Source organism: Acetobacter malorum, from assembly GCF_002153605.1.
GTDB classification, from domain to species: domain Bacteria; phylum Pseudomonadota; class Alphaproteobacteria; order Acetobacterales; family Acetobacteraceae; genus Acetobacter; species Acetobacter malorum_A.
Genome location: NZ_JOPG01000027.1, coordinates 1 through 26,786, shown reverse-complemented (window position 1 = coordinate 26,786; position 26,786 = coordinate 1). Strand labels below are relative to the sequence as shown.

Annotated in this window: 23 protein-coding genes; 12 read left to right on the top strand and 11 right to left on the bottom strand. The window is 59.4% G+C overall.

Annotation, left to right across the window (positions count from 1 at the left end; genetic code table 11):
• Positions 1–184: 184 nt before the first annotated feature.
• Genes HK23_RS11545 through hisI form a run of 5 tightly spaced genes read left to right on the top strand, consistent with a single transcriptional unit; the run spans position 185 to position 5,247 of the window.
• Positions 185–1,093, top strand: a complete 909-nt coding sequence (locus tag HK23_RS11545; RefSeq protein WP_086654083.1) for a glycosyltransferase family 9 protein — start codon at positions 185–187, stop codon at positions 1,091–1,093.
• Positions 1,090–2,142, top strand: coding sequence for a glycosyltransferase (locus HK23_RS11540; protein WP_143217557.1), 1,053 nt, complete (start codon positions 1,090–1,092; stop codon positions 2,140–2,142). Before HK23_RS11545 ends, HK23_RS11540 begins: the two co-directional genes overlap by 4 nt.
• Positions 2,142–3,914 (top strand): asparagine synthase (glutamine-hydrolyzing), encoded by a 1,773-nt coding sequence (gene asnB / locus HK23_RS11535; RefSeq protein WP_086654082.1) that lies wholly within the window; start codon positions 2,142–2,144, stop codon positions 3,912–3,914. Before HK23_RS11540 ends, asnB begins: the two co-directional genes overlap by 1 nt.
• A 29-nt stretch (positions 3,915–3,943) precedes the next feature.
• Complete coding sequence (gene ygfZ, locus HK23_RS11530; protein ID WP_086654081.1) at positions 3,944–4,831, top strand: CAF17-like 4Fe-4S cluster assembly/insertion protein YgfZ; 888 nt, start codon at positions 3,944–3,946, stop codon at positions 4,829–4,831.
• On the top strand, positions 4,828–5,247 hold the full coding sequence (hisI, locus tag HK23_RS11525; RefSeq protein WP_063907398.1) for a phosphoribosyl-AMP cyclohydrolase: 420 nt from the start codon (positions 4,828–4,830) through the stop codon (positions 5,245–5,247). Before ygfZ ends, hisI begins: the two co-directional genes overlap by 4 nt.
• A gap of 233 nt (positions 5,248–5,480) precedes the next feature.
• Here the strand turns inward: hisI and lpxB are convergent, their stop codons facing one another.
• Positions 5,481–6,680, bottom strand: coding sequence for a lipid-A-disaccharide synthase (lpxB, locus tag HK23_RS11520; RefSeq protein WP_179193889.1), 1,200 nt, complete (start codon positions 6,678–6,680; stop codon positions 5,481–5,483).
• 233 nt (positions 6,681–6,913) lie between these two features.
• On the opposite strand from lpxB, the gene HK23_RS11515 reads away from it, so the two are divergent.
• Positions 6,914–8,395 (top strand): SulP family inorganic anion transporter, encoded by a 1,482-nt coding sequence (locus HK23_RS11515; RefSeq protein ID WP_086654122.1) that lies wholly within the window; start codon positions 6,914–6,916, stop codon positions 8,393–8,395.
• Positions 8,396–8,467: 72 nt separating this feature from the next.
• Here the strand turns inward: HK23_RS11515 and HK23_RS11510 are convergent, their stop codons facing one another.
• Positions 8,468–9,088, bottom strand: coding sequence for a protein-methionine-sulfoxide reductase heme-binding subunit MsrQ (locus HK23_RS11510; protein WP_086654079.1), 621 nt, complete (start codon positions 9,086–9,088; stop codon positions 8,468–8,470).
• A gap of 4 nt (positions 9,089–9,092) precedes the next feature.
• A complete protein-coding gene (gene msrP / locus HK23_RS11505; RefSeq protein WP_086654078.1) occupies positions 9,093–10,046 on the bottom strand; it encodes a protein-methionine-sulfoxide reductase catalytic subunit MsrP in 954 nt (317 codons plus the stop codon).
• A 103-nt stretch (positions 10,047–10,149) separates the two neighbouring features.
• Here msrP and HK23_RS11500 point away from each other — a divergent pair, with 103 nt between their 5' ends.
• On the top strand, positions 10,150–11,124 hold the full coding sequence (locus HK23_RS11500; RefSeq protein ID WP_086654077.1) for an NAD(P)-dependent oxidoreductase: 975 nt from the start codon (positions 10,150–10,152) through the stop codon (positions 11,122–11,124).
• On the top strand, positions 11,114–11,362 hold the full coding sequence (locus HK23_RS11495; protein ID WP_256940170.1) for a helix-hairpin-helix domain-containing protein: 249 nt from the start codon (positions 11,114–11,116) through the stop codon (positions 11,360–11,362). The genes HK23_RS11500 and HK23_RS11495 overlap by 11 nt, the downstream gene beginning before the upstream one ends.
• 53 nt (positions 11,363–11,415) lie before the next feature.
• Here the strand turns inward: HK23_RS11495 and HK23_RS11490 are convergent, their stop codons facing one another.
• Positions 11,416–12,201, bottom strand: a complete 786-nt coding sequence (locus HK23_RS11490) for a squalene/phytoene synthase family protein (protein WP_373270330.1) — start codon at positions 12,199–12,201, stop codon at positions 11,416–11,418.
• Between the two features lie 322 nt (positions 12,202–12,523).
• Between HK23_RS11490 and HK23_RS11485 the strand changes: the two genes are divergently transcribed.
• From HK23_RS11485 to HK23_RS11470, 4 genes are all read left to right on the top strand, one after another.
• A complete protein-coding gene (locus HK23_RS11485) occupies positions 12,524–13,132 on the top strand; it encodes a superoxide dismutase (RefSeq protein ID WP_043550728.1) in 609 nt (202 codons plus the stop codon).
• A 216-nt stretch (positions 13,133–13,348) separates the two neighbouring features.
• On the top strand, positions 13,349–15,955 hold the full coding sequence (clpB, locus tag HK23_RS11480) for an ATP-dependent chaperone ClpB (protein ID WP_086654075.1): 2,607 nt from the start codon (positions 13,349–13,351) through the stop codon (positions 15,953–15,955).
• A gap of 84 nt (positions 15,956–16,039) precedes the next feature.
• Positions 16,040–16,672 carry an NUDIX hydrolase gene (locus HK23_RS11475; RefSeq protein ID WP_086654074.1) on the top strand — a complete coding sequence of 211 codons (633 nt, stop codon included), beginning with the start codon at positions 16,040–16,042 and terminating at the stop codon, positions 16,670–16,672.
• 107 nt (positions 16,673–16,779) lie between these two features.
• The gene (locus HK23_RS11470) at positions 16,780–17,736 is read left to right on the top strand and encodes a ribokinase (protein WP_086654073.1); all 957 of its coding nucleotides are present in this window, start codon (positions 16,780–16,782) and stop codon (positions 17,734–17,736) included.
• 20 nt (positions 17,737–17,756) lie between these two features.
• Here HK23_RS11470 and HK23_RS11465 read toward each other — a convergent pair whose 3' ends face one another.
• From HK23_RS11465 to HK23_RS11435, 7 genes are all read right to left on the bottom strand, one after another.
• Positions 17,757–18,689: an arginase family protein gene (locus HK23_RS11465; RefSeq protein ID WP_086654072.1), complete on the bottom strand. Its 933-nt coding sequence runs from the start codon at positions 18,687–18,689 to the stop codon at positions 17,757–17,759.
• A 126-nt stretch (positions 18,690–18,815) separates the two neighbouring features.
• Positions 18,816–20,159 carry a GTPase HflX gene (gene hflX / locus HK23_RS11460; protein ID WP_179193888.1) on the bottom strand — a complete coding sequence of 448 codons (1,344 nt, stop codon included), beginning with the start codon at positions 20,157–20,159 and terminating at the stop codon, positions 18,816–18,818.
• Positions 20,113–20,397, bottom strand: coding sequence for an RNA chaperone Hfq (gene hfq / locus HK23_RS11455; protein ID WP_043550541.1), 285 nt, complete (start codon positions 20,395–20,397; stop codon positions 20,113–20,115). Before hfq ends, hflX begins: the two co-directional genes overlap by 47 nt.
• 67 nt (positions 20,398–20,464) lie before the next feature.
• Positions 20,465–21,856: a nitrogen assimilation response regulator NtrX gene (gene ntrX, locus HK23_RS11450; RefSeq protein WP_063907389.1), complete on the bottom strand. Its 1,392-nt coding sequence runs from the start codon at positions 21,854–21,856 to the stop codon at positions 20,465–20,467.
• Positions 21,846–24,107, bottom strand: a complete 2,262-nt coding sequence (locus HK23_RS11445) for a sensor histidine kinase NtrY-like (protein WP_086654070.1) — start codon at positions 24,105–24,107, stop codon at positions 21,846–21,848. Before HK23_RS11445 ends, ntrX begins: the two co-directional genes overlap by 11 nt.
• A 9-nt stretch (positions 24,108–24,116) precedes the next feature.
• Positions 24,117–25,565: a nitrogen regulation protein NR(I) gene (gene ntrC / locus HK23_RS11440; RefSeq protein WP_063907387.1), complete on the bottom strand. Its 1,449-nt coding sequence runs from the start codon at positions 25,563–25,565 to the stop codon at positions 24,117–24,119.
• Positions 25,566–25,621: 56 nt separating this feature from the next.
• Positions 25,622–26,731 (bottom strand): two-component system sensor histidine kinase NtrB, encoded by a 1,110-nt coding sequence (locus HK23_RS11435; RefSeq protein ID WP_061502982.1) that lies wholly within the window; start codon positions 26,729–26,731, stop codon positions 25,622–25,624.
• Positions 26,732–26,786 lie beyond the last annotated feature (55 nt).

Genomic DNA, 26,786 nt, shown 5'->3' with positions numbered 1-26,786 from the left:
GCACGACGTGTCCTGCCCGAACCTTCGGGCGGATGTCGGAATACCTGCGGTTCATGACACAGGCCGTGCAAATGTCCATCCCCAGCCCTTGTGGACCCGCTTGTGGGCCAGAATACGGCATAGCGGCGGCTATCTCCTTCTTACTCTTGGAAAAACAGGGCGAGGCCCGTATAGAATCCGTCCAATGCGCATTCTCTTCATCACGGCCACACGGCTTGGCGATGCCGTGCTCTCCACCGGCCTTCTGGCCCACCTCATCCGCACCTATCCCAATGCGCGCTTTACCATTGCCTGCGGGCCTGTGGCGGCCGGATTATTTGAGAACTTGCCCGGACTCGAGCGCGTGATCGTCATGACCAAGCGCACGCATGACCGGCACTGGCTGGATTTGTGGAAAGCCTGCATCGGCCAGAAGTGGGATCTGGCGATCGATCTGCGCGGCTCCGCCACCACATTTTTCCTGCGCACCCGCAAACGGCTGATTATGCGCGGGGGCCGTCGCCCCGGCCTGCGCCTGAACCATCTCGGCCAGTTGCTCCGCCTTTCCCCGCCGCCGATGCCGACTGTCTGGCTGTCTGAGGCGGACAAGACGCTAGCCAGCCAGATCATTCCCTCAGATGCCGGGCCGATCATCGCCCTTGGCCCCACAGCCAACTGGACCGGAAAAATCTGGCCAACAGAGCGTTATCTGCCGCTTTGGGCCGACCTGTCCCGCCAATACCCCGCAGCCCGACCGGCTATTTTCTACGGCCCCGGAGAGCAGGAACGTGCCCTCGCCTTACCCCTGCTGGAAGCCTTGCCTGACGCCATTGATGCCGGAGGCCGCTTCTCTCTGACTCAGGTTGCTGCCATGCTGGCCCGGTGCAGTCTGTTTATCGGGAACGATTCCGGCCTGATGCATCTGGCTGCCGCCGCAGGCACACCGACTCTGGGGCTGTTCGGCCCCTCACGGGCCTCGGAATATGCCCCCTCCGGGCGCTGTGCCACATGGGTTGCCGCTCCCGGACCAGAGGGAGACGCACCTATTGCCGGATTATCTCTGGATGTTGTTGCTCAGGCCGCATCCACCCTGCTGGCGGAGACCAGGTCATGACTGCGCATTCCCCTTCTGCCGCCCCGCTGCGCGTTGCGCATGTCATGGCCGGTGCGCCCACGGGCGGGGCGGAACTGTTTTTTGAACGACTCTGCATGGCGCAGGCTGCCTCCGGCCTGTCTGTTCTCCCCATCATCCGGCGAGACCCTGCCCGCACCGCCCGGCTCAAGGCGGGTGGCGTCACTCCCTGTGAGCTTAAATTTGGAGGCCTGACAGACTGGCGCACCCGCCCGCAGCTCCGCACACAGCTCAAACAGTTTGCCCCTCGCGTCACCGTTGCGTGGATGAACAGGGCCGCCCGCTTCACCCCGCAAGGGGACTGGATTCTGGCAGGCCGCCTCGGCGGGTTTTATGATCTGTCTTATTACCGCCGCTGTTCACACCTTATCGGCAATACGCACGGACTGGTGCGCTGGATGCGGGAACAGGGCTGGCCGCAGGACCGGGTGCATTACCTTCCCAATTTTGCAACGGAACTGGCCCATACTGCGCCGGCCCGGCCCGCTGGCCTGCCCCCCGGCGCGCCCTTTCTGCTGGCATTAGGCCGTCTGCATACCAACAAGGCGTTTGATGTGCTGATCCGCGCCATGGCCCATTTGCCGGGCGTATGGCTGGTTATTGCCGGGGAAGGCCCGGAACGCGCCGCACTGGAAGACCTTGCCCGCAAGGAAGGCGTGGCGGACCGTGTGCTGATGCCCGGCTGGGCTACGCATCCGGGTGGCCTGATTCGTGCCTGCACAGCCCTTGTCTGCCCCTCGCGCCATGAACCGTTGGGGAATGTGGTGATTGAGGGCTTCTCGGCAGAAAAGCCGGTGGTTGCAGCGGCGTCACAAGGCCCCACGGAACTGATTCGTTCAGGAGAAAACGGTCTGCTGGCCCCGGTTGAAGATGACCGCACTCTCGCCCGTCAGCTTGCCGCCGTGCTGGAAGACCCGGTGCGAGCCACTAAACTCGCCGCAGCAGGCCGTGCGGATTATGAGCAGACTTTTGCAACCGCGCCTGTACTGAAAGCATGGTTGGACTTTCTTTCCACTGTGGAGAAAGCCTGATGTGCGGCATTGGCGGTCTGGTTTACACACGCGGCACCCAGCCCTGCGGGCAGGATGTGCTGGACCGGATGGCCGCTGCCCTCCAGCATCGCGGCCCCGATGGTGCGCATTTTGCCCACTTTCCGCATGCTGACCTGATCCATACCCGCCTGTCCATCATTGATATTGCGGGCGGCGACCAGCCTCTTTCCGCTGGCTCTGGCACGCTGATCGCCAATGGCGAAATTTATAATGACCCGGAAATTCGGGCTCAGATTGGCCCGGAGCACTTCAAAACCGGCAGTGACTGCGAATCTCCCCTCCGGCTGTGGGAACGCTACGGCGCGGACTTCCCCCGCCATCTGCGCGGCATGTATGCCATTGCGCTGTATGACAGTTCACAGGACGAGCTACTGCTGTGCCGTGACCCGTTTGGCATAAAGCCCCTGTATTTCACAGAGTTTGAGGGCGGTGTAGCCTTTGCATCGGAACCTGCCGTGCTGCTGGCAGCCAACCTTGCGCCCCGCACAGTCGCCTCCACCGCGCGGGATGAACTGCTGCAACTTCAGTTCACCACCGGGCGGGACACTATTTTCAAAGGCATTTCCCGCGTGCTGCCGGGTGAAACTATCCGCATTGTGCAGGGCCGTATTCTGGACCGCCAGCGTCTGTCGCCCCTGCCGTCTTCCCCCAAAGTGCAGCCGCCCCTGACGGAAGAAACCGCACTGGCGCAGCTGGATGAGGCGCTCATGAACAGCGTGCAGACCCATGAACGCGCTGACGTGCCGTTCGGCCTGTTTCTGTCTGGCGGGATTGACAGCGCCAGCCTGCTAACCGCCATGAGTCGCCTGCCGCGCCCTGAAAAATTGCGCACCTGGACAGCCGTTTTTGATGCGCCCAACGCCGCGAATGAAGCGGAAGCCGCAGCAGCCCTCGCCCGTAGCGCGCAGGCGGAACACCAGACCGTGCGCATTACCGCCAATAAGGTCTGGCAGCATCTGCCTGCCATTGTGGCCTGCATGGATGACCCGGCAGCCGATTACGCCATTATCCCCACATGGTTTCTGGCGCAGGAAGCCACAAAGGATGTCCGCGTGATCCTCTCCGGTGAGGGCGGCGACGAACTCTTTGCTGGCTATGGCCGGTACCGCTCTGCCATGCGCCCGTGGTGGCAGGGGGGCCGGCGCATGTGGCGGCGCGGGATGTTTGACAGTCTGGACATTCTCCGCAGTCGCCCGACCCGCTGGCGCGATGGTATTATGGCCGCCGAAATGGCTGCGCCCTCTGCCCCAACCCGCCTTTCCGCCGCGCAGGCCGTTGATATTGCCGAATGGCTCCCCAATGATCTGCTGCTCAAGCTGGACCGTTGCCTGATGGCGCACGGGCTGGAAGGGCGCACTCCCCTGCTCGACCCCGTGGTGGCGGATCTGGCATGGCGTCTGCCCGACACGCTGCGCGTGCGGGGGGATAAAGGCAAATGGCTGCTGCGCCGCTGGCTGGAACAGCATTGCCCGGCAGCCCGCCCCTTTGCCCCCAAACAGGGCTTTACCGTGCCCATTGGCGCATGGATTGCACAGGACGGTGCGCGACTGGGGCAACTGGTTGCACAACAGGCGTGCATTCAGGAAATTGCCAAACCCGAGCGGGTACGCGCACTCTTTCAAGCTGCGGCAGGCCGTAAAACCGGCCCCGCTGCCTGGACGTTACTGTTCTATGCCTTATGGCACCGGACCCATATCCGCGGGCTGGCCCCGGCGGGTGACGTTTTTGAAACACTCAACCAGTCCTCTTGAGGTCTGCACCATCATCGGGAGCACCTGTCATGCCTACCCCTTCCCATAGTGCCCTGCTGGAAAACCGGACCGTCCTTAAACTCTCAGGCGCGGACCGCGTAAAGTTCCTGCAAGGGCTCGTCACAGCAGATGTCGCCGCCCTTGAACCCGGACAGGCCACATGGTCCGCCTGCCTCACCCCACAAGGCCGCTGGCAGGCCGATTTCTTTCTGGTGGCAGACCCGGACGACACCTGCCTGCTGCTGGACTGCGCCAGTGAACAGGCCGAAGGCCTGTGCAAGCAGCTTCTCCGTTTCCGCCTGCGCGCCGATGTGCAGATGGAAGCCACCGGTATGCGCGTCATGGTCGCATGGGGCGAGGCACCCGATGCCGCCCTGATGGAAAACACCATCAGCTTTGCAGACCCGCGTCTGCCTGCCGCCGGGTGGCGTCTGCTTGATGTGCCAGAGGGCACAGAACCCACGGACACCCCGCAGGACTACAACCTGCACCGGCTGGTTCTGGGCCTGCCTGATGGCGTGCAGGATTGCGAAGTGGGCCGCACACTGGCCGCAGAAGCCAATATGGATCTGCTTGGCGGCGTCTCATGGAGCAAGGGCTGCTATATGGGGCAGGAAGTCACAGCCCGTATGCATTACCGCACTCTGGTCAAACGCCGGATGGTTCCTGTTGCCTGCACCGGCCCCTTGCCCGCCCCCGGCACCCCTGTTCTGGCGAACGGCGTGGAGGTTGGCACGCTCTGCTCCTCACAGGATCATGTCGGGCTTGCCTTGCTCAAAACCAGCGCGGTTGCACAAACGCTGGACTGCGGCGGCCACCATGTTGTGCCCCGCCCGCCCGTCTGGCTGACCGCAGCACTCACGCCGCCTCAGCCTTCCTCTTCCACACCCAACCCGGACTCGTCTGCATCCTCATGACCTATCAGGCCCCAACACCCGCCGCCCTTTCCAGCATGCTGGACGTTGTAAAATTTGATGGCTCAGGCCTGATTGCCGCCATTGCCCAGCAGCATGACACGGGCGAGGTGCTGATGATTGCGTGGATGACGCGTGAAGCCCTGCAGGAAACGCTGCAAACAGGCCGCGTCTGCTACTTCTCCCGCAGCCGCCAGAAGCTGTGGCGCAAAGGGGAAACCTCCGGGCAAATTCAGCATCTGATTGAAGCGCGTCTGGATTGCGACGCCGATGCTGTTCTGCTGCTGGTCAACCAGATTGGCGTGGCCTGCCACACGGGTCGCCGCAGTTGCTTCTACCGCGCATTTGGCCCGGAAGGGCTGGTGGAACTCACCAAACCCGAGATCGACCCCAACGCCCTGTATGGCAAAAAGGCCTGAACAGGGCGTTCCGGCAGGGGCGAATACCCCCCTGCCGAAAATTTTCTCAAAAAATTCGTTTAAACCCAAACGTATTTTCCAAAGAGCGGTAGAGAATTTTTGCGCTCAATAGATTCGAAAAAAACGGGTATAATCCGGTGCAGAAAGACGACCCGACTGCACGCAACAAATACGATGAAGTCAGAAAAATCCCTTAATACAGAACCGATTTTCTGTTAAACATTTTGCTTAGATCAAATTTTTTCTGATCCGCTCTTTTTCTGCGCCGCATCTTCCAAAAGCTGAAGCACAGCCTCTGCCGCCGCATCCGCTGGCAATTTACCCCCCGGCCCCTGCAAACCATGCAGAACGGTTTTGAAGGCATCTTTCTGCCCATTCGCCAGCTTTGGGTTTTCAAACAGCGCCCGCACGGCACTGGCCAGAACGGAAGGGCGGCACTGTTCCTGCAACAGTTCTGGCACAATAGCCCGCCCGGCCAGCAGATTGACCATCGCTACATACGGCACCCGGATCAGCCGCCGCGCCATAAAGGCCGTCAGCGGATTAACACGATAGGTTACAGCCATCGGCACGCCAGCCAGCGCGAGTTCCAGCGTTGAGGTGCCTGATTTTGTCAGAGCCGCCCCGGCTGCGGCAAATGCATCATGCTTATCCTGCACATCCGTTACAATCACGGGGCGAACCGGCCAGCGCGCCGTCTCTCGTGCTACTGTGGCCGCCACAACGGGAGAGACCGGGATAACCGGCACCACGTCAGGCATGTCCCGCTGCAACAGGGCGAGCATCTTCCCGAAGACGGGCAAAAGACGCGGCGCTTCCGAACGACGACTGCCGGGCATCAGGATCAACACCCGCGCGCCCTGTTTCAGACCATGCTGCTGATAAAACCGAGCCGCATCCCCTGTCTCCGCACCGGATTGCAAAACCGGATGCCCGACAAATTTGGTCAGCAGGCCATGCTTGCTGAAAAACTTTTCCTCAAACGGTAACAGGCACAGAAGCTCTTCCCACAGGCCGGGGAATTCCTTCACCCGCTTCTGCCGCCATGCCCAGACCTGCGGGGCCACATAATGCACACGCGGAATGCCGAGCCCGGCAATGCGCTTCAGCAACCGCAGGGTAAAGCCGGGGCTATCGATGGTCACCACAAGGTCTGGCCTGCGGGCTTCAATATCCTGCACGGCTTCATTCAGCCGGGCGGAAAGCGAACGCAGGCGCGGCAACACTTCCACAAGTCCCATCACGGCCAGATCCCGCATGGGGAACAGGCTGCGCAGCCCCTGCTCTTCCATGCGCACACCGCCCACCCCGGCAAAGCGGATAGCCGGGTTCCGGGCGCGCAAAGCGTGCATCAGGCGCGCGCCCAGCACGTCACCACTGGCCTCACCAGCCAGAATCCAGATCAGAGGGGCAGCGGGAGAAGGAGCGTTCACAACCATACCTCACGCATACCGGGCCACCTGAGGCAGCACAATGTCCACTTTATGTTCGATATCGGCTTATGACGTCATAAAGCCCGGCGCACCAACGGATAGCGGCTGCTCGCAAACGCCAGATGACCGCATGCAAGGGCTGTAAACCTCAGAAAAACCTTTCCGTTACGGGCGCGTCCATCTTATGCCCTCCTGTATCAGAGAAAACACCAGACATGGCAGAAAGGGGTCTCGTGACTGTTAGCCAATATCTCAAAGAATGGACGGATGATCCGGTCAAAAACGTTCTGGCCGGGATGGTCGGAACCTTTGCGCTGATCCCGGAAGTCATCGCCTTTTCTTACGCAGCGGGCGTGGCCCCTGCGGTGGGGCTGTTTGCCTCCTTTGTCATCAGCATTGCCATTGCCATTACGGGCGGCAGACCGGGGATGATTTCCGGGGCCGCTGGCTCCGTTGCTCTGGTGGCGGCGGACCTCGTGCATGGGTATGGGTTTGATTACCTGCTCCTCGCTACCCTGCTGGCTGGGGCGTTCCAGATTGTGTTTGGCCTGCTCAAGCTGCAAAGCATGATGCGCTTTGTCTCACGGGAAGTAGAAACAGGCTTTGTGAACGCGCTCGGCCTGCTGATCTTTTCCGCCCAAATTCCGCAGATGCTGCATGTCACATGGCACACCTACGCGCTGATCGCTCTGGGGCTGGCCATTGTCTATCTGCTGCCGCGCATCACCACCGTCATTCCCTCCCCGCTTATCTGCATTCTGGTGCTCACCGGACTGACCATGGTCGTCCCCATGCCGGTGCATGTGGTGTCTGATCTGGGCGCGCTGCCCACCGGCCTGCCGTCCCTCACGCTGCCGCACGTGCCGATGACGGTCGAAACCTTTAAAATCGTGCTACCCTATGCCTTCGCCATGGCGATGGTCGGCCTGCTGGAATCCCTCATGACTGCCACCGTAGTGGATGAAATGACGGACACCCACAGCAACAAGCGCATGGAATGCACAGGGCTTGGGATTTCCAACATGTTTGTTGGCCTGTTTGGCGGCATGGCGGGCTGCGGGATGATCGGCCAGACCGTGGGCAACCTCCGCTACGGTGGACGCGGTCGTCTCTCCACCTTTACTGCCGGGGCCTTCCTGCTTCTGCTGCTGGTGGCCTGCCACGGGTTTGTGGCGCGCGTGCCGGTAGCGGCTCTGGTGGCCATCATGATCATGGTGTCCGTCAGCACGTTCTCATGGTCGTCCCTGCGTGACCTTGTGCGGCATCCGCGTCTGTCTTCCACTGTCATGCTGGTGACGGTTATCGTGGTGGTCCTCACGCATGATCTGGCCGCCGGGGTGGCCTGTGGCGTGTTGCTCAGCGGGCTGTTCTTCTCCTTTCAGGTCATGACGCTTCTGAAAGTGAACAACACGCTGAGCGCTGATGGCACCACCCGCACCTACCACGTGCAGGGGCAGGTCTTTTTTGCCTCCGCCAGCCTGCTGTCTGACGCCGTCGATTTTCAGGATACCGCCAGCCACATCGTGCTGGACCTGAAAGACGCGCGGCTGTGGGACATCAGTGCGGCTGATACGCTGGAAAAAATCGTCTCCCGCCTGCAAGGACGCGGCAAGACAGTGCAGATCATGAATCCCGACGCCCGCGCAGCACAGCTGCTCAACGCACTGGGGCATGACACCCTGCTAGCAGATACACAAACGCACCCTGCGGCTTAATCCGCTTTTCAAAACGCTCTGCAAAAAGCCCCGCCAGAACCAACGTCTGGCGGGGCTTTTTCTATTCAAACATCAGACTGTGCGTTTCCCTGCCTTCGGCACCAGTCGCAAGGAAAGCAAAACTCCTGCAATCGCCGCATAAATAAACGGCTCCGTGTGCCAGGTTTTAAAGGCGATGGCGTAGTGAACAGAGGCCAGAATCATGGCCACATAAACCAGCTTATGCAGCTTCGCCCAGCGCCTCCCCAAAGCGATGATCGCCCTGCGGGTGGAGGTCAGCGCCAGCGCCAGTAAAATCAGGAATGTCAGTAGCCCGAAGGTCAGGAACGGACGGCTGGTAAAGTCCTTCCACAAGACATGCGCATCAAAATGCCGGGCCACACCAACGTAAAACACCACATGCAGCGCCGCATAACTAAAGGCCAGCAACCCAAGCGGACGGCGATAGACCATAAAGTCCAGCCCGACAAAACGCTTAAGCGGACTGACTGCCAGCGAGATCAGCAAGAACCGGAACGCCCAGCGCCCGAAATCGTGCAAACAGACCGAGACCGGGTTTGGTCCCAGCGTATTCGCCATCCCCTGCGCAATATCGGACACGGCGGGGATCAGACAAAACAGATAAAGAAAAACCTGACGTGTCAGCGGAGAAAAACGGGACCGCCGCCGCGGGCCAGAAGAGGGTGGTGCCATCCGCCTAAAAATCCTTCCGCAAATCCATACCGCGATACAAAGAGGCCACCTGCTCTGCATAGCCGTTGAACAGCCGCGTTGGCCGTCGGGCGGTTCTGAACAGGCTGCCTTCCCCGATAATCTGCTCGCTCGACTGGCTCCAGCGCGGGTGGTCCACATCCGGGTTCACATTGGCGTAAAAACCATATTCATCCGGGGCCATCTGGTTCCAGCTTGTCGGCGGTTGCTGATCTGTCACGGTAATGCGGGTAATGGATTTGATGCCTTTAAATCCATACTTCCATGGCACCACAAGCCGGATGGGCGCACCATTTTGCGCAGGCAGCGCCTCGCCATACACACCCGTCGCCAGCAAAGTAAGCGGATGCATGGCTTCGTCCAGCCGCAGCCCTTCCACATAGGGCCAGCGAAGGGAGAACAGGCCACCCCGCTGTCCGGGCATTTCAGACGGTCGCACAACGGACGTGAACGCCACATATTTTGCTCCCGCCTTCACCCCTGCCGCCCGCAGCAACGCCCCCAGTTCAAACCCCTGCCAGGGAATGACCATAGACCACGCTTCCACGCACCGCATGCGATACAGACGGTCTTCATGCCCAAAACGGGCATTCAGCGCGTCCAGATCCCAGACCTGCGGATGCTCAACCAACCCATCCACCTGCACTTGCCAGGGGCGAGGATGAAAGCCGCCGGACAGTTCTGCCGGGTCGCTCTTCTCCATCCCGAATTCATAAAAATTATTATAATGTGTGACATCATCCCGAGGCGTGGGTGTTTCCGCCGCAGGGCAGCCCCGTGCGGACGGCGCAACAGGCGCATCAGCCTGCGCCATGCCGGAATTCAACCCGCCTGCCAGAACCCCACCCACTGCCGTGCCAAGCAAAGCCCGGCGTGAGAAAAACAGCCGTCGGGGCGTAATGTCCGAGGAAGCCGGGCGAGGATAGCGATACACAGCCATAGGAAAGCCCCTTCCTTTTTACGTGAGCAGAACTGCTCCGTGCAGTGAAAACAAAAGTGCCGCTACTGTATATGGAAAAACGTCCTGAATACGCTTTCTTCTTATGCAGCATTCAGCGCAAAGGAACCATGCAGGAAACCACATGAGAAGTTCTGCCGTTTCTGCCATAGTTGCCGCACGCAAAATGACAGGAACTTGCAGAATGACCACGCAGCAGACCATTGGATTTATTGGCTTTGGGGCCATGGCCAGCCGTATGGGAGACAATCTCAAAAAAGCCGGATACGCGCTGGTGGCCTACACACCCTCCGGCAAAGGCGGCGACGGCTCCACGCCCTTCCTGCCCTCCCCTGCCGACGTTGCAAAAAAAGCGGACATCGTCCTCGTCTGCGTGCCGGATGATGAAGCCCTTGCCGCCGCCATGTATGGTGAGAACGGCGCACTGGCAGGAATGCGCGAAAATCAGCTTTTACTGAACACCAGCTCCGTCTCACCCGAAGCCACGGACGCCCTGCAGAAAGCCGGTGAAGAAAAGGGCATTTCCGTCATTGACTGCCCTGTTTCCGGCAGCACACCGGAAGCAGAAGCCGGTGCACTGGTTGTGCTGGCAGGCGGCGATGACGCCCTGATTGCCCGCGCAAAGCCGGTGTTTGACTGCATTGGCAAGACCACCGTCCACGCAGGCCCCTCCGGCAGTGGCACACGACTGAAACTGGTGATTAACGGCATTATGGGCGCAGGTCTGGCCGCTGTAGCGGAAACCATTGCCTATGGGCTGGCTGCCGGGCTGGACCGATCCATGCTGTTTGATGCGCTGGGCGAGGTTGCCGTCATTTCCCCGCACCACAAACGCAAGATCCGTGCCGCCAAAGATGGTGACTTCACGCCGCAGTTCCCCACCCGCCTGATGCAGAAAGACATGCGCCTGCTGCTGGATGCCGGGGCGCGTCTGGCCGTCCCCATGCCCACCATGGCCGCAACCACGCAGCAACTCTCCCTTACCCGCCGCGCTGCGGCGAACGAGGATTACTCTGCGCTGATCGGCGTGATGGAACACATCGTCGCCAATGATGCCTGAGGACACTGCCACACAGAAAGACACCCGCAGCCTTACCGACCTCCGCAATGTCGGCAAGGCTGCGCTGGCCGATTTTGCCGTTCTGGGTATTCAGACTGTGCCGCAGCTTGCTGAGCAGGAGCCGGATACTCTGTATCTGGCGCTCTGCCAGAAAACCCGGCAACGGCATGATCCGTGTGTGCATGATGTTTTTGCCGCCGCCATCCATCAGGCCCGCACCGGAGAGGCACGAGACTAGTGGCGCTTCACGCCCCAACGGAAAAGCCGTCAACAGGCCGGCATCTTTCCTGTCTACAATGCCGCCGCGCCAGAACGCTGAAAGGCGCGAGCAGCTTTCCACCCTGCTCGCATGACAGCCAGACGGTCCCCCAGCCCTCGAGGCTGTCCTGCCTGTGCACTGTTGCGGGCGAGATCCCGCTCAGCCAGCACAGCTGGCAAGACCGCCAGTCGGCCGGCGGGCGGTAGAGAAGCCACGTCACACGCAGCCAGAAACGCCTCACCTTCCTGCCGCAACCCGACCTCATCGCCCGGAAACAGATAACGTCCGCTCAGTTGCAGGCGCGGCCAGTGCCGCAGCATGGCCCCGGTGCCATAAGCCGCTCCGCAGGCTTCCAGCCGAACGAGAATGCTCTCATCCTGCACACCCAGTGCTTCACCCACAGCGCGCTGAACCCCTCCAGCGCCATCCTGCATCATCTTTCGCCAGATGCGGATATCTGGCTGCGGGTCCAGCTCAGCCTCCCGTGCGCTGAGAATGCGTAACAGCGTCTCCCGGCAAAATATGCCTCGCTCAAGTGCGGATAAAAGCGGAGGGGCAAGTTCGTGGTCAGGCGTCCGCGCCCCCTCCAGCACATCTCGCCACCATTGGAGCCTGATCAGCCCCGCGATAGGGCCAGCTATCGCCGCAGAGCGTGCCGGGGCAAGCGCACGTGTCAGTTCTGTATGGAACGCCAGCAACACCCCCACATCCGCGCGAACAGAGGCAGGCAGAAAGCGCGCGCACAAGGCCCTGTCCGGGTCAGCACGCCGCACACTCTCCGCCAGATAGTCTGCCGTCAAAGCCCCCTCCTGCCGCATGCCCTGCCCGTCTTTCGTCATCCTGCCCTTTCCACTCCTTTACACCCCACAAAGCCACCGGTTCCGCACATGTTCTGCAGAGCAGCCGCCGCCACACCGGCACCGGCTGCTCCCAGCACTCTGGCGCGGTCAGGGTGTTTTAAAGGATCTTTTTCCCGTGCGAGACGTTAGCGGCAAAGACGGAACATCAGGGACAACTGTGTGTGACTGGCCCGGTGGAAAGCAACATTGTCACACCGCAGTCCCTTGACGCATGTGCCGCCGCCCCATAGCTCTGGATCATGGCGCATGGTCGCCCGCTTTTACCTTTATGGAGTATGTCATGGCTTTTGAACTGCCAGCCCTTCCCTATTCCTACAACGCTCTTGCCGCACGCGGCATGTGCCAGGAAACGCTTGAACTGCATCATGACAAGCACCATCAGGCCTATGTCACGGCTCTGAACAATTTTGTTGAAGCCAACCCCGCTCTGCAGGGCAAGTCTCTCGACGAAATTATTCTGGCTGTTAAAGGCGACAGCGCTCAGGCTCCCGTGTTCAACAATGCAGGTCAGCATTGGAACCACATCCTGTTCTGGCAGAACCTCTCCTCTGCTGGCGGTGCGATTCCGGACAAGCTGGCTGCAAAAATCAACGGTGACTTCGGCAGCGTTGATGCCTTCAAGGACCAGTTCAAAAAGGCAGCGGCCTCTCAGTTCGGTTCCGGCTGGGCCTGGCTGGTTCTGGGTCAGGACGGCAAACTGGCCGTGACCAAAACCGCCAACGGCTCCAACCCGCTGGCTGAAGGTCAGGGCAAAGTGCTGCTGGGTCTGGATGTGTGGGAACACGCTTACTATCTGGACTTCCGCAACCGTCGTCCGGACTACATCACCAACTACCTGGACAAGCTGGCAAACTACGAGTTCGCTGAAGCTCAGCTGAACGCTGCCTGAGTTTTTTCAGCTCAGTCCGGAAAGAACGCCTCCCTCACCGGAGGCGTTTTTTTTGCCCTGTTGCCGGCAAAAAATAGCAGCCCTGCATCCCCCCCTCTTGATTGTTGCAACGGATATTCCAATCTCTGTTAGCGAGAAAAGACCATGCCGCCATTGCCATAATGGGATGGGGACAAGGCCTTCAGTCGCCTGAGTAGAAGGGACAAGAGGGAAACTATGGATATCGCAAAATTTACTGAACGTTCTCGCGGTTTTTTGCAGGCCGCACAGACTATTGCCATTCGGGATTTTAACCAGCAGCTCACGCCGGAGCATCTGCTCAAGGCCATGCTGGATGATGAGGAAGGCGCTGCGTCCTCCCTTATCCGCGCCGCAGGTGGTGCACCGGATGCAGTAAGAGCAGCTAATGAACAGGCTCTGGCCAAACTGCCCAAAGTACAGGGCGGCGGGGCTGGTCAGCCCTCTGCCACACCGGATCTGGTCCGTGTGCTGGATGCCGCCGAACAGGGCGCGCAGAAAGCCGGAGATTCCTTTGTGGCGCAGGACCGTCTGCTGGTGGCCATTGCCGCCTCTGACAGCCCTGCCGGTCGCGCTTTGAAAGAGCATGGCGCAACGCCCGACGCTCTGGACAAAGCCATTGCCACCATCCGCAAAGGACGCACTGTGACCAGCGAAAACGCTGAAGCCAATTTTGATGCTTTGAAAAAATATGCCCGTGATGTGACGGAAGTTGCACAGGCAGGCAAGCTGGACCCCGTGATTGGCCGTGATGAAGAAATTCGTCGTGCCATTCAGGTTCTCGCCCGCCGCAGCAAAAACAATCCGGTTCTGATTGGTGAACCCGGCGTGGGTAAGACCGCCATTGTGGAAGGTCTGGCGCAGCGCATCGTCAATGGTGACGTGCCGGAAGCTCTGAAGAACAAGAAGTTGCTCTCGCTCGACATGGGCGCACTGGTGGCTGGCGCGAAATATCGCGGTGAATTTGAAGAACGCCTGAAAGCGGTTCTGAAAGAAATTGAATCTGCCGAAGGGCAGGTCATTCTCTTTATTGATGAGATGCATACGCTGGTAGGCGCAGGCCGCACCGACGGGGCGATGGATGCGTCCAACCTCATCAAGCCGGAACTGGCCCGCGGCACGTTGCATTGTATTGGTGCCACCACGCTGGACGAATACCGCAAATATATCGAGAAGGATGCCGCCCTCGCCCGGCGCTTCCAGCCTGTGTTTGTTGGTGAGCCCTCCGTCGCGGATACCATTTCCATCCTGCGCGGGATCAAGGAAAAGTACGAACTGCATCACGGTGTCCGGATTACCGACGGCGCACTGGTGTCTGCCGCAACACTTTCCAACCGCTACATCACCGACCGCTTCCTGCCGGATAAAGCCATCGATCTGATTGACGAGGCAGCCAGCCGCCTACGTATGCAGATTGACAGCAAGCCGGAAGAACTGGACGAACTCGACCGCCGCATCATTCAGCTCAAGATTGAGCGTGAAGCCCTGCGCAAGGAAGATGACAGCGCCAGCAAGGACCGTCTGGAAGCCGTGGAAGCGGAACTGGCCGATCTGGAAGAAAAGTCTGACGCCATGAGTGCGGCCTGGCATGCGGAAAAAGACCGCGTGAATGCTGTGCAGAAGTTGCAGGAACAGCTTGATCAGGCCCGGTCCGAAGTGGAGGTTGCTCAGCGTAAGGGTGACCTCGGCAAGGCGTCCGAGCTGATGTATGGCGTCATCCCCAACCTGCAGGCCCAGATTGCACAGGCGCAGGAAACGCAGTCTGAAGCTGGGAAAACGGATCTTGTGTCCGAAGCCGTGACAGATCAGGGCGTGGCCTCCGTTGTCTCCCGCTGGACGGGTGTACCGGTGGACCGCATGCTGGAAGGTGAACGCGCCAAACTGCTGCGGATGGAAGATGATCTGCGGAAATCCGTAGTCGGTCAGGAAGCAGCCCTTAAAGCTGTGTCCAACGCGGTGCGGCGTGCGCGCGCAGGGTTGCAGGACCCCAATCGCCCGATTGGCTCCTTCCTGTTCCTCGGCCCGACGGGTGTGGGGAAAACCGAGCTGACCAAGGCTCTGGCCCGCTTCCTGTTTGACGATGAAAAGGCTCTGCTCCGCATCGACATGAGTGAATTCATGGAGAAGCACGCGGTCGCCCGTCTGATTGGTGCCCCTCCGGGTTACGTTGGGTATGAAGAAGGCGGTGTGCTGACAGAAGCAGTGCGGCGTCGGCCTTATCAGGTCATTCTGTTCGACGAAGTTGAAAAAGCGCATGAAGATGTCTTCAACATTCTTCTTCAGGTGCTCGACGATGGTCGCCTGACGGATGGTCAGGGCCGCACAGTGGACTTCCGTAACACCATTATTGTGCTCACCAGTAACCTCGGCTCGGATGTGCTGGCACATCAGCCGGACGGTGAATCGACCGACATGGTGCAGGCACAGGTCATGAAGGTGGTGCGCGAGCACTTCCGTCCGGAATTCCTGAACCGTCTGGACGAGATCATCCTGTTCTCCCGCCTGCAGAAAGCGGACATGACCAAGATTGTCGATATCCAGATGCGTCGCCTGCAGAACCTGCTGGATGATCGCAAGATCACTCTCACGCTGGATGATCTGGCCCACGCATGGCTGGCGAATGAAGGCTATGACCCTGTGTATGGTGCCCGTCCGTTGAAACGGGTTATCCAGCGCAGCCTGCAAAACCCGCTGGCGGAACTGCTGCTGCAGGGGACCATTCACGATGGCGAGAATGTCAAAATCTCTGCCAACGGGGATGGCCTGCTCATCAACGGTCAGGAAGCCGCTGCGGCTCTTGCCTGATCGCCCTGCAAAGAGGCACAACAGAAACGGGAAGGCTCAGGCCTTCCCGTTTTTTATTGCGCGCATCACAAAGGGAGTTTCCTTATGGCAGAACCCAACTGGCTGATCTGGGCCCGTGAAATTCAGGGCATTTCCCAGACCGGCCTGACCTACGCCAAAGACCCTTTTGACAAAGAACGCTATGAAATGCTGCGCACCCTCGCCGCCCGGATGATGGCGGAAGGAAGCGGTCTCCCTGCAGGAAAAATCGAAACCATTTTTCAGGAACAGGCTGGCTACGCGACACCTAAACTGGAAGTGCGTGTCGGTGTGTTTGACAAAGACGGCCGTATTCTGATGGTGCGGGAAGTGCTGGACCATAACAAATGGACCGTGCCCGGTGGATGGACCGATGTGAACCTGACTGCTGCTGACTGTGCGGCCAAAGAAGTGTGGGAAGAAACGGGCTACACCGTACGCATTACCAAACTCGCCATGGCGCTGGACCGCTCCACGCAGGGGCACCAGCCCCCGGAAGCCTTTACCGTCACCAAACTGTTCTTTCTGGGAGAACTGACGGGCGGCAGCCCCACCACCAGTATTGAAACCAGTGAAGTGCGCTTTTTTGCCCATGATGAAATTCCAGAAGAGCTTTCTCTAGGCCGGGTGCTCCCGCATCAGATCGAACGCCTCTTTGCGCACCACGCTACCCCTTCCCTGCCGACCGAATTCGACTGACCTTCCTTCTTTCTAACCTTACCCTCCGCCACCCCGTCAGCACCTTCATGACGACTGGGGGCCGGAGATGCTAAGATAGACGTCTTTCCCTTACCGAGACCCAACTTATGCCGAATGCGAAGCCCCTGATTCTGTCCTTTGGAAGCATCAATATTGACGTTACCGCCCGGGCTGCCCGTTTACCGCGCCCGGGTGAGACTGTGCACGGTGAAAGCTATGCCGTCATGCTTGGCGGCAAAGGCAGTAATCAGGCCGCCGCTGCCGGGCGACTGGCTGCCGGATCGGGCATTCAGGTGGCTTTAGCCGGGCGCATCGGTCAGGACAGCTTTGGAGCGCAGGCCCGTCGGGAACTTGAGCGTTTTGGTGTCGATCTTACTCCGCTCCGGGAAGATGCGGCTCAGGCAACAGGGATTGCGTTGATTGGGATTGATGGCAGCGGAGAGAACTGCATCACGGTTGTTGGCGGCGCAAACATGGCTGTGGATGAGACGGACGTTGACGCCGCGTCAGACTGGCTGGAACGGGCAACAGTCCTCTTATTGCAGCTTGAAGTGCCTCAACAGGCCGTTCTGGCTGCCGCCCGTAAAGCACGGGCGGCTGGTGCTGTGGTCGTGCTTGATCCTGCCCCGGCTCCGGAGCACGGGCTTCTGGATGCGCTATGGCACGAGATTGATATTTTGACACCAAACGAGAGCGAGACGTTCCAGCTCACAGGTCTTCGGCCAGACACAGTAGAAGACGCGGCAAAGGCGGCTGAAGTGCTTTTGGCCAGAGGTGTAAAAGCCGTTCTTGTCAAAATGGGAAGCCGCGGTGTGTTCTGGCATGATGGAACGCAGAGCGGCCATAGTGCGCCATTCCGTATTGAACCTGTTGATACTGTGGCTGCCGGGGACTGTTTTAACGCTGGCCTCGCCTTTGCACTGGCACAGGGAAAACCTTTTCCCGAAGCTGTTCGTATAGCCTCAGCCTGCGGGGCGCTGGCCACCACCCGCCATGGCGCGGCAGACGCGGCACCCGAATGGGAGGCTGTTGCCGCGTTAATGGCGGCTCAGCCAGAAGCGTAAACCCATCACTTGCTTGTCAATTAAGGGACTTTCCCACAAGCCTCACGATCGCGATACGCTAACTGCCCCAACAGAGCGACAAGTGTTTTGGCACAGCGCCCGTCCGGGTCTTTCTCCGGATCATAAATGGAAACTGTCATCCCCAGACAGCGTCTGTCAGAAACAAGCGGATTAAGAAGCGACACCATTTCAGCGGGTGAAAGCCCCGGAGATCCGGGGCAATCAACCGCTGGCATGATGACCTGATCCAGCACATCAACATCAAAATGAATCCAGAATCCGGCCTCTGAGTGTGACGTCAGCAGAGCTTGAATTTTTGCACAGGCTGCCGCTACGCCTATCCTTTGAAAATCAAAAATATCAATCTGTGTGATGGCAGTCTCGGCAATGTCGGGCCATGCAAAATCGGCATCATGGCTTTCCCGCTCACCAATCTGAATAACATGGTCATCCTGCACGAGCGGACCTTCAATATCAGGCCATTGGGTTAGAAAATGCTCTCCGCGCCCTGTCGCCAGTGCGAGGTCCATTCCCGCAACACCGCTCATAATCCGGCTGGACTCATAATTCCCCGGATGCCGAAAATCACTATGGCCATCAAAATGAATAAGAGACAGAGACCCGCTCTGCCGCGCACCCGCAAGCGCCCCCAGTAGAATCGAACAGTCCCCACCCAGAACCAGCGCAAAATTTCCACTCTGAACACTCTGCGCCACATGCTCCGCCAGTGTCAGGCTGAAATCCCGGATCGCGCAGGCGTTTCGGATAAGTGTTCCCGCAGGCGGCACCGGGCAATATGTCGGCCGAAGGAGTGTCGTAACGGACGCCTCAGCGCCCAGAGCCTTTGCCAGCCCGGTGGCCATCAGCACATCCGGTGCCCGCCATGTGCCCGGTTCATGCCGCGCATAGAGCGGACTAAGCCCAAGATTTGTGGGGGCCAGAATAATATCCATCTTAGCTGGCCTCCTGCGTGCGCGCCTTAAAACATTACGGAAAAAGAATAGTCAGACAAGATAATAAAAAACGGTCAGGCTCATACAGAACCTGACCGTTTCCAAACCATGCACGCTGCGAAAATTTTACGCCAGCAGCGGCTCAACCTGCTTGAACAGCATTTCAAACCGCGCGCGGTCTTCTGCCTTGATGCGCACGGTAATGTCCACGCCGCTTTCATCATCCTTACGGTTCAGCACTTCTCCATGCTGATAGAGCCATGCAGACGCTGCCCCGTCAGACAAGGGCACGCGGTAGCGCACCTCTTCCATGGTGGCGGTCATCTGCTGGTCGATCAGCGCCATCAGTTCCGGCAAACCGTCCCCGGTTATCGCGGAAATACCGATAGCATCGCCCAGCTGCGCCAGCTCTTCCGGGCCGCCCAGCAGATCAATCTTGTTCAGCACTTCAATCATGCGACCGGACCAGTCCGGCTCAATCATGTTATCTCGTGCCATGCCTTCCAGAACGTGGAACACATCCTTTTTCTGGGCGGCACTGTCCGGATGCGCAATGTCGCGCACATGCAGAATGATGTCGGCTTCCGCCACTTCTTCAAGCGTGGCACGGAAGGCAGCAATCAGTTCCGTCGGCAGATCACTAATGAACCCCACCGTGTCCGACAGGATCACCCGGCGGCCAGATGGTAGGGTGATAGCCCGCATGGTGGGGTCCAGCGTCGCAAACAACTGGTCTTTTGCGTAAACCGCAGCACCCGTCAGCGCATTGAACAGGGTCGATTTGCCCGCGTTGGTATAGCCAACCAGTGCCACAACCGGGAACGGCACCCGCTTACGCGCCTGCCGATGCAGCCCGCGTGTGCGGCGCACCTGCTCCAGATCTTTCTTGAGGCGGACAATCCGATCACCAATCATCCGGCGGTCAGCCTCAATCTGTGTTTCACCCGGACCACCAAGAAAGCCGAAGCCCCCGCGCTGACGTTCCAGATGGGTCCACAACCGCACAAGCCGGGAACGCTGATATTCCAGATGCGCCAGCTCGACCTGTAGCGTCCCTTCCTTCGTTGCAGCACGCGCACCGAAGATGTCCAGAATCAGCCCGGTCCGGTCAATGACCTTACAGCCAAACTCGGTTTCCAGATTGCGTTGCTGGGCGGGGCTGAGGCGAGCATCCACCACCAGAACGTCAATTTTTTCAGCCTGAACAGCAATTTTGAGCGAATCGACCTGCCCTTTACCCAGCAGGGTGGCGGAGCGTCTGGTCCGCAGCAGCAACGTCGCCTGTAAAACAATTACCAGCCCGATGGAGGCCGCCAGACCAACGGCCTCTTCCAGCCGGGCTTCCGCAGCCCTTACATCCTGGTCATGGGCGGATTTTTCCCAGGGGAGAATAACCGCGCCACGGGTGGCAACGGGTTTTGTATCAGATAAAATCGTCGCCAAGTGTGGGCTCTCTGTCTGTCTGCGCACCAGAATTTGGTGCTTCAAAGATATTAATAGGCACAGTCGGCATGACCGTGCTGATGGCGTGCTTGTAAATCAGCTGTGTATGCTCATCGCGTTTCAGCAAAACGGCGGCATCATCAAACCACGTAATATTGCCCTGCAATTTTACGCCATTCACAAGAAAAACTGTCACAGATGAGCGTGAACGGCGAATCTGACTCAGAAACGCGTCCTGCACATTGTATCCGGTGTCCTTATCCACGATGGGAGGCCCTATTCTCATTTTTTGTTACAGCCGGACGATGGCTTGCAGAAGAACTGCAAACACGTCAGCCGACCCCTCGTTCCTCGGACGTTACACCAAGCTGCTTCAGTTTGCGATGCAATGCACTGCGTTCCATGCCAACAAATATTGCTGTCCGGCTGATATTCCCCCCAAAACGGAGCAGCTGGGCCTGCAAGTACTGCGTTTCAAACATATCTCGCGCCTCGCGCAGCGGCAGACTCATGACATCGGCCGAGGCATCAAACTTCAGCAGGGCCGGAGCGCCCTCCCCGATGGTAGAGGGCAGCATTTCCGCGCGGATGGGCTCGACACTGTTGCCCGGCATCATAATCAGCACGCGTTCCATCAGGTTGCGCAGTTCACGCGCATTGCCCGGCCAGTCATAGGCCTGCAGGGCGGCAATGGCATCAGCCGAGAGTTCACGCTGGGGCAGACCAGCCATCTCCGCAGCGCGACGCAAAAACAGTTCTGCAAGGCCCGGAATATCATCCCGCCGTTCCCGCAGGCCCGGCAGACGGAGCGGTACAACCGCCAGCCGGTAATACAGGTCTTCCCGGAAGCGCCCGGCCATGATCTCGGACTGCAAATCCCGATTGGTGGTCGCCAGAACGCGGACATCCACTTTGACGCGGGTTGAACCACCCAGCCGTTCAAAGGTCTGGTCCTGCAAGGCGCGGACAATCTTGCCCTGCGTTTCCAGCGGCATATCGGCCACTTCATCCAGCACCAGCGTGCCACCATGCGCCCGTTCCAGCACACCGGTCCGCCGCCCCGTGCCGTCAGGCGCGCCTTCCAGCCCGAACAGCTCTTCTTCAAACCGGTTCGGGGCAAGGATGGCGCAGTTCAGGGCAACAAACGGTCCGTCTGTCCGGCGGGAGCGCGCATGGATCATGCGGGCTGCCACTTCCTTACCGGAACCGGGGCCACCCGTAATCAGCACACGAGACCCTGTGGGGGCTACGCGCTCAATCTGGCCACGCACTGCTGTAATTAGCGCACTATTGCCAAACAGTTCCGTGTCCTGCCCGGCCCGCAGGCGCAGTTCCTCATTTTCTCTGGCCAGACGCGAGGCTTCCAGCGCCCGGCGCACCACAACCAGTAAGCGGTCTGCCTGAAATGGCTTTTCAATAAAATCATACGCGCCGTGCTGGAGGGCCGCCACGGCGGTCTCAATCGTGCCGTGACCGGAAATCATGATGACCGGCACAGACGGTTCTTCCGCATGCAGGACATTCAGAATCCCCAGCCCATCAAGCTGAGAGTCCCGTAACCAGACATCCAGAATGACCAGAGACGGTCTGCGGGCCCGGAAGGCGGCTATGGCTGCATCAGATGTCGCAGCAACCCGTGTTTCGTAACCCTCATCTTCAAGAATGCCCTCAATGAGCATCCGGATATCGGGCTCATCATCAACAATCAGGATTTCATGAGCCATGGTCGTCCTTCATCGGCAAAATCAGAATAGCCACAGTTCCTGTTTCCTCCGCCCTGTCTTCCAGACGCACCGCACCCCCATGGTCTTCCATAATCTTTTTGACAATGGCCAGACCAAGCCCGGTGCCCTTAGCCTTGTGCGTCACGTATGGCTCGGTCAACCGATGCCTGTCGCCCGACGGCAAACCAACGCCATTATCTGCAACAGAAATTTCGACGTTGCCTTCACTGTCCTTCAGGTCAATCCATACCGCATTGGCTGTGTTTAAGCCATTTCCCTCAACATCACCCTGTTTTGCTGTCATGGCAATGGCATCGGCTGCATTCTGCAGCAGGTTGATCAACGCCTGGCTGATCAGTCGCCGGTCACACCGCACCACCGGACCTCTGTCCGGCAGGCTGACGTGATAGGTAATTTCAGGGTGCGCGTTACGCTGGAGCACCAGAACTTCCCGTATAATGCGGGAAAGATCCTCATTGGTCATCACCGGCTGCGGCATGCGGGCAAAGGCGGAGAATTCATCCACCATACGCCCAATATCCCCCACCTGCCGCACAATAGTGTCCGCACATTGCGCAAATGTTTCCGGGTCCGACGTAATTTCCCGCAGGAAGCGCCGCTTGAGCCGTTCCGCCGCAAGCTGGATCGGGGTCAGCGGGTTTTTGATTTCATGCGCAATGCGCCGCGCCACATCCGCCCATGCTGCTTTCCGCTGGGCCTGTTGCAGGGCCGTGATGTCATCGAAGGTCATCACGTAGCCCTCCGTCACCGTCCCGCGTAGTTCCGCGCCAATCCGCACCAGCAACATACGCCGGCTGGTCTCGGGGCCGGTCTGCACTTCCCGCGTAATCACCTGATCCGGCACAGAACGCACTTCGGCCAGAAGCTCGGCAAATTCCGGCACGCGCGTCGCCAGAGGTTCGCCTATGGCGTCCATCAGATCTGTTTGCAAAAGCAGACTGGCGGCACGATTAGGCAGCTCAATCCGCTGTTCCACATCCAGCCCGATCACCCCGGCAGACACGCCGGACAAAACGGCTTCGGTAAAACGACGCCGCTCATTAATCTGCCCGTACGCAGCCATCAGTTCTGAGCGCTGGCTGGCCAGCTGTTCCGTCATGCGGTTGAAGGCACGGGAAAGGCTCGTCACCTCATCATCACGGTTGGCCTCGGGCACATGCACGCCCAGATCGCCCTCACTAATCCGGCGAGCCGCCAGAATGAGCAGCCCCAGCGGCTTGGCAATCTGGTTGGCGAGCGCCAGACCAATCAGCGCCGCTGCCGCCAGCACCAGCAGAGCCACCAGCGCAAAAATCATCACGAACGTCAGCTGGATTTTCGCACGGTTCCCGTTCAGGCGCCGGTAATCCGCAATCACTTTTTCCGTGCGGTGCATATGTTCCAGAATGGTGGGGTCCACCAGACGAGTAATCACCAGCATTAGCGCCGGGGTCTGGGAAAGCTCAACCACCGCCCGCACCGTGCGTTCATCGGGGGAATCGAGAATAGCGATATCATTGGAGCGCGCCATCATGGTGGCGGCTGGTGGTGGGAGTGCCTGATCTCCGGCGCGGCTCATCAGGCCGCCTGCTGCCACCACCTTATTGGTAATGGGGTCATACACTAGTGCGTCTGTCAGCCCGCGCATGGTGGCCTGACTGTCCAGCATCTCGCCCAACGCATCATGGTCCTGCAGCAGGTTCATGCCACTGGCCGCCAGTTCATTTTGCGCACTCATGATGTAGTTGGACATGGAGAACGCATCGGTGCGGATATTGGCGTTATGTTCCGTCAGGTAGCCGCGGGAGGCCTCCATGGCTTCATTCAGCGCCGTATTCACCCGGTCGGAAAACCAGATCTGAACGCCATAATGAAAAAACAGAGTGGCGAACACGCCCACAACAAGCGTCGGCGCGACCGCCACAATCCCGAACAGTGTCACCAGTCGAACGTGCAGTTTGGCCCCGGCCAGCCCTTTCCGATGCTCCACCAGCATCGGCCCCACCCGCATGGCCACAGCCAGCAGCAGCAGACCCAGCACCAGACTGTTCAGCAGCAACACCAGCGGTTCGATCACCGCATAATGGCCAAAGGACATGCCGCCGGACAGCACCACAAAGGTTGCAAAGCCAAGGCATAGCGCCAGAGCGGCCAACGTGAGAGCCACGCTTTTCCGTTCCAGAGACCGCAAAAGCCAGTGGAGCCGGGTCCGGGCCAGAAGAGTGCTCAAAGAAGAGAAAAAGCGCTGCATAAAGGCAGGTTAGACCACTCCGCGCACAACGGGAATTTCCAGCTCGCGAATTTTTTTGCGCAGCGTGTTCCGGTTCAGTCCCAACATGGCCGCTGCCTTGATCTGATTTCCACGCGTTTCCTGCAATGTCATCTGAATAAGAGGTCGTTCCACCTCTGCAATCACACGTGCGTACAGATCATGCAAGGGCATCCCCTCCCGCCCTGCTGTCAGATACCGCATGATATGGCGGGAAATGGCATCGGACAGCGGCTCTTCCACCATTGCCTTTTCCGCAATCACCTCATGCGCCAGCGGTTCTGCCAGTTCCGCATCAATCAGATCACTGCTGATGGTTTCCTGCGGATAAAGGGCGACAATGCGCCGCATAAGGTTTTCAAGCTCACGCACATTGCCAGGCCAGCGCCAGGATTGCAGACGCGCCACCGCGGAATCATCCAGCACACGTGCCCCGGCCCCGGCCTCCCGGCTCTGCGCCAGAAAATGGCGGGCCAGCAGTGGAATATCCTCCAACCGCTCCCGCAAGGGCGGCAGGCGCAGCGGCACAACATTCAGCCGGTAATACAAATCTTCCCGGAACGTACCGGCCCGAATAGCCTGCCGCAGGTCCCGATGCGTTGCGGCAATAATCCGCACATCCGCCCGGATCGGCGCGCGACCGCCCACGGTGGTAAATTCGCCTTCCTGCAATACACGCAGCAGCCGCGTCTGCGCTTCCGGCGGCATATCGCCAATTTCATCCAGAAACAGCGTGCCACCCGTTGCCTGCTCAAAACGTCCGGGGCTTCGGCCTGTCACAGCGCCCGGCACCCGCTCCTGCCCGAACAATTCACTTTCAATCTGGTCACGCGGAATGGCGGCCATGTTCACGGCCACAAACGGGCCACCCCGTCTGCGCCCATATTCATGCAGGGCACGTGCAACCAGTTCCTTGCCTGTGCCACTCTCTCCGCTAATCATCACCGTCAGATCGGACGTCGTCAGACGGGCAATGCTCCGGTAAATCCCCTGCATAACCGGGGACTGACCAATCAACGGCAGGCGCTCTTCCGGGGGCGAGGCCACCGCAGGCTTATCCGCCTCATGCGCCGGGGCAACCAGCGCGCGCGCCACAACGCTCAGCAGCTCTTTCAGATCAAACGGTTTGGCAAGGTATTCAAACGCACCACGCTGGGTGGCCTTGACCGCTGTCACCAGATTGGACTGCGCGCTCATGACAATAATGCGCAGATCTGGCCGGGCCTGCCGGATACGCGGGATCAGATCCAGGCCGCTGCCATCCGGCATCACCACATCGGTAATCACCAGATCCCCTTCGCCTTCCTCCACCCACTGCCAGAGCGTTGCGGCGTTAGGGGTGGACTGAACCTGATACCCGGCCCGCCCCAGCGCCTGCCCGAGCACGGTACGAATGGAGCGATCATCATCAGCAACAAGAATAGTGGGCAAAGGTGTCATAGGGATCAGGTTACACTCAGATACGAAAAGATCATTACAAAAAAAGAACGAAGCTGTCAGATGCTTTCGTTGCCATCCGGCACCACGGGCAAATACAGACTGATTTCCGTGCGTCCGGGGCGGCTTTCCACTTCAATCACGCCGCCATGGTCGTCCATAATCTTGCCGACAAGGGCCAGCCCCAGCCCGCTCCCGCTCATTTTGGTGCTGATAAACGGCTCAAACAGATGCGGACGGATGGTCTCTGAAATACCCGGCCCTGTATCCCGCACCGTCACCACCAGCGGCAGGTGCCGCCATTGTGAAGTGCCGGGCACTGCCAGCCGAATTCCGGGGCGGTAACTGGTGCTCAGCGTGATCTCACCCGGCTTTTCCGTCTCGCGGATCGCCTCGGCAGCGTTCTTGACCAGATTGAGCAGCATCTGCACCAGCTGGTCCCGATTCCCCCAGACATGCGGCAGAGACGGGTCATACCGTTCCACAATCCGCAGCCCCGCAGCGCAGCCTTTGCTGGCCAGCAGACGGACATGCTCCAGAACGCGATGAATATTCAGGGAGCGATAATCTGCCGGGGCCTCATTAAACACGCCCATTCGTTCAACGAGCGCATCAATGCGATCCACTTCATCGCAGATCAGGGTCGCCAGCTCCTTGTCGCTTTCCCCAACGGAATGCTCAAGAATCTGCGCAGCGCCTTTAATGCCCGAGAGCGGATTACGCACTTCATGCGCCAGCATTTCGGCCATGCCGGACACGCTGCGCGCTGCGGAGCGGAACGCAAGCTGGCGATCCAGCGCCCGCGCAGCTGAGGAGTCATGAAACGTCAGCAGAATGGAGCCCGGATAATCCAGCACATCCGCCCCCTGCACCGTCACCCCTTCATGGTGAAAGCGCGGGCTGCTGAATACCAGTTCATGCTCGGTAATGGTGCCGCCTTCCTTCCGCACATGCTGCACAAGCAAAAAGACCGGATGGTCTTCCGGCACCAGTTCGTCCAGCGCGCTCTGGCAGAGCTGATGGCGAGAGGTTGCAAAAAACTCTTCCGCCGCCGCATTAGCAAAGCGTAGCCTGTTCGTGGGACCAAGTTCCAGCACCGGCACCGGCAGGCTGTCCAGCAGCAGACCAGCGGACGGGCTCCCGTCCTGAGGCGATGCGGGGCGCTTCATGCAGCCTGTGTCATGCCGCGTGCGCCTGCGCATCGGCATGGCGGGAGGCGCGGGG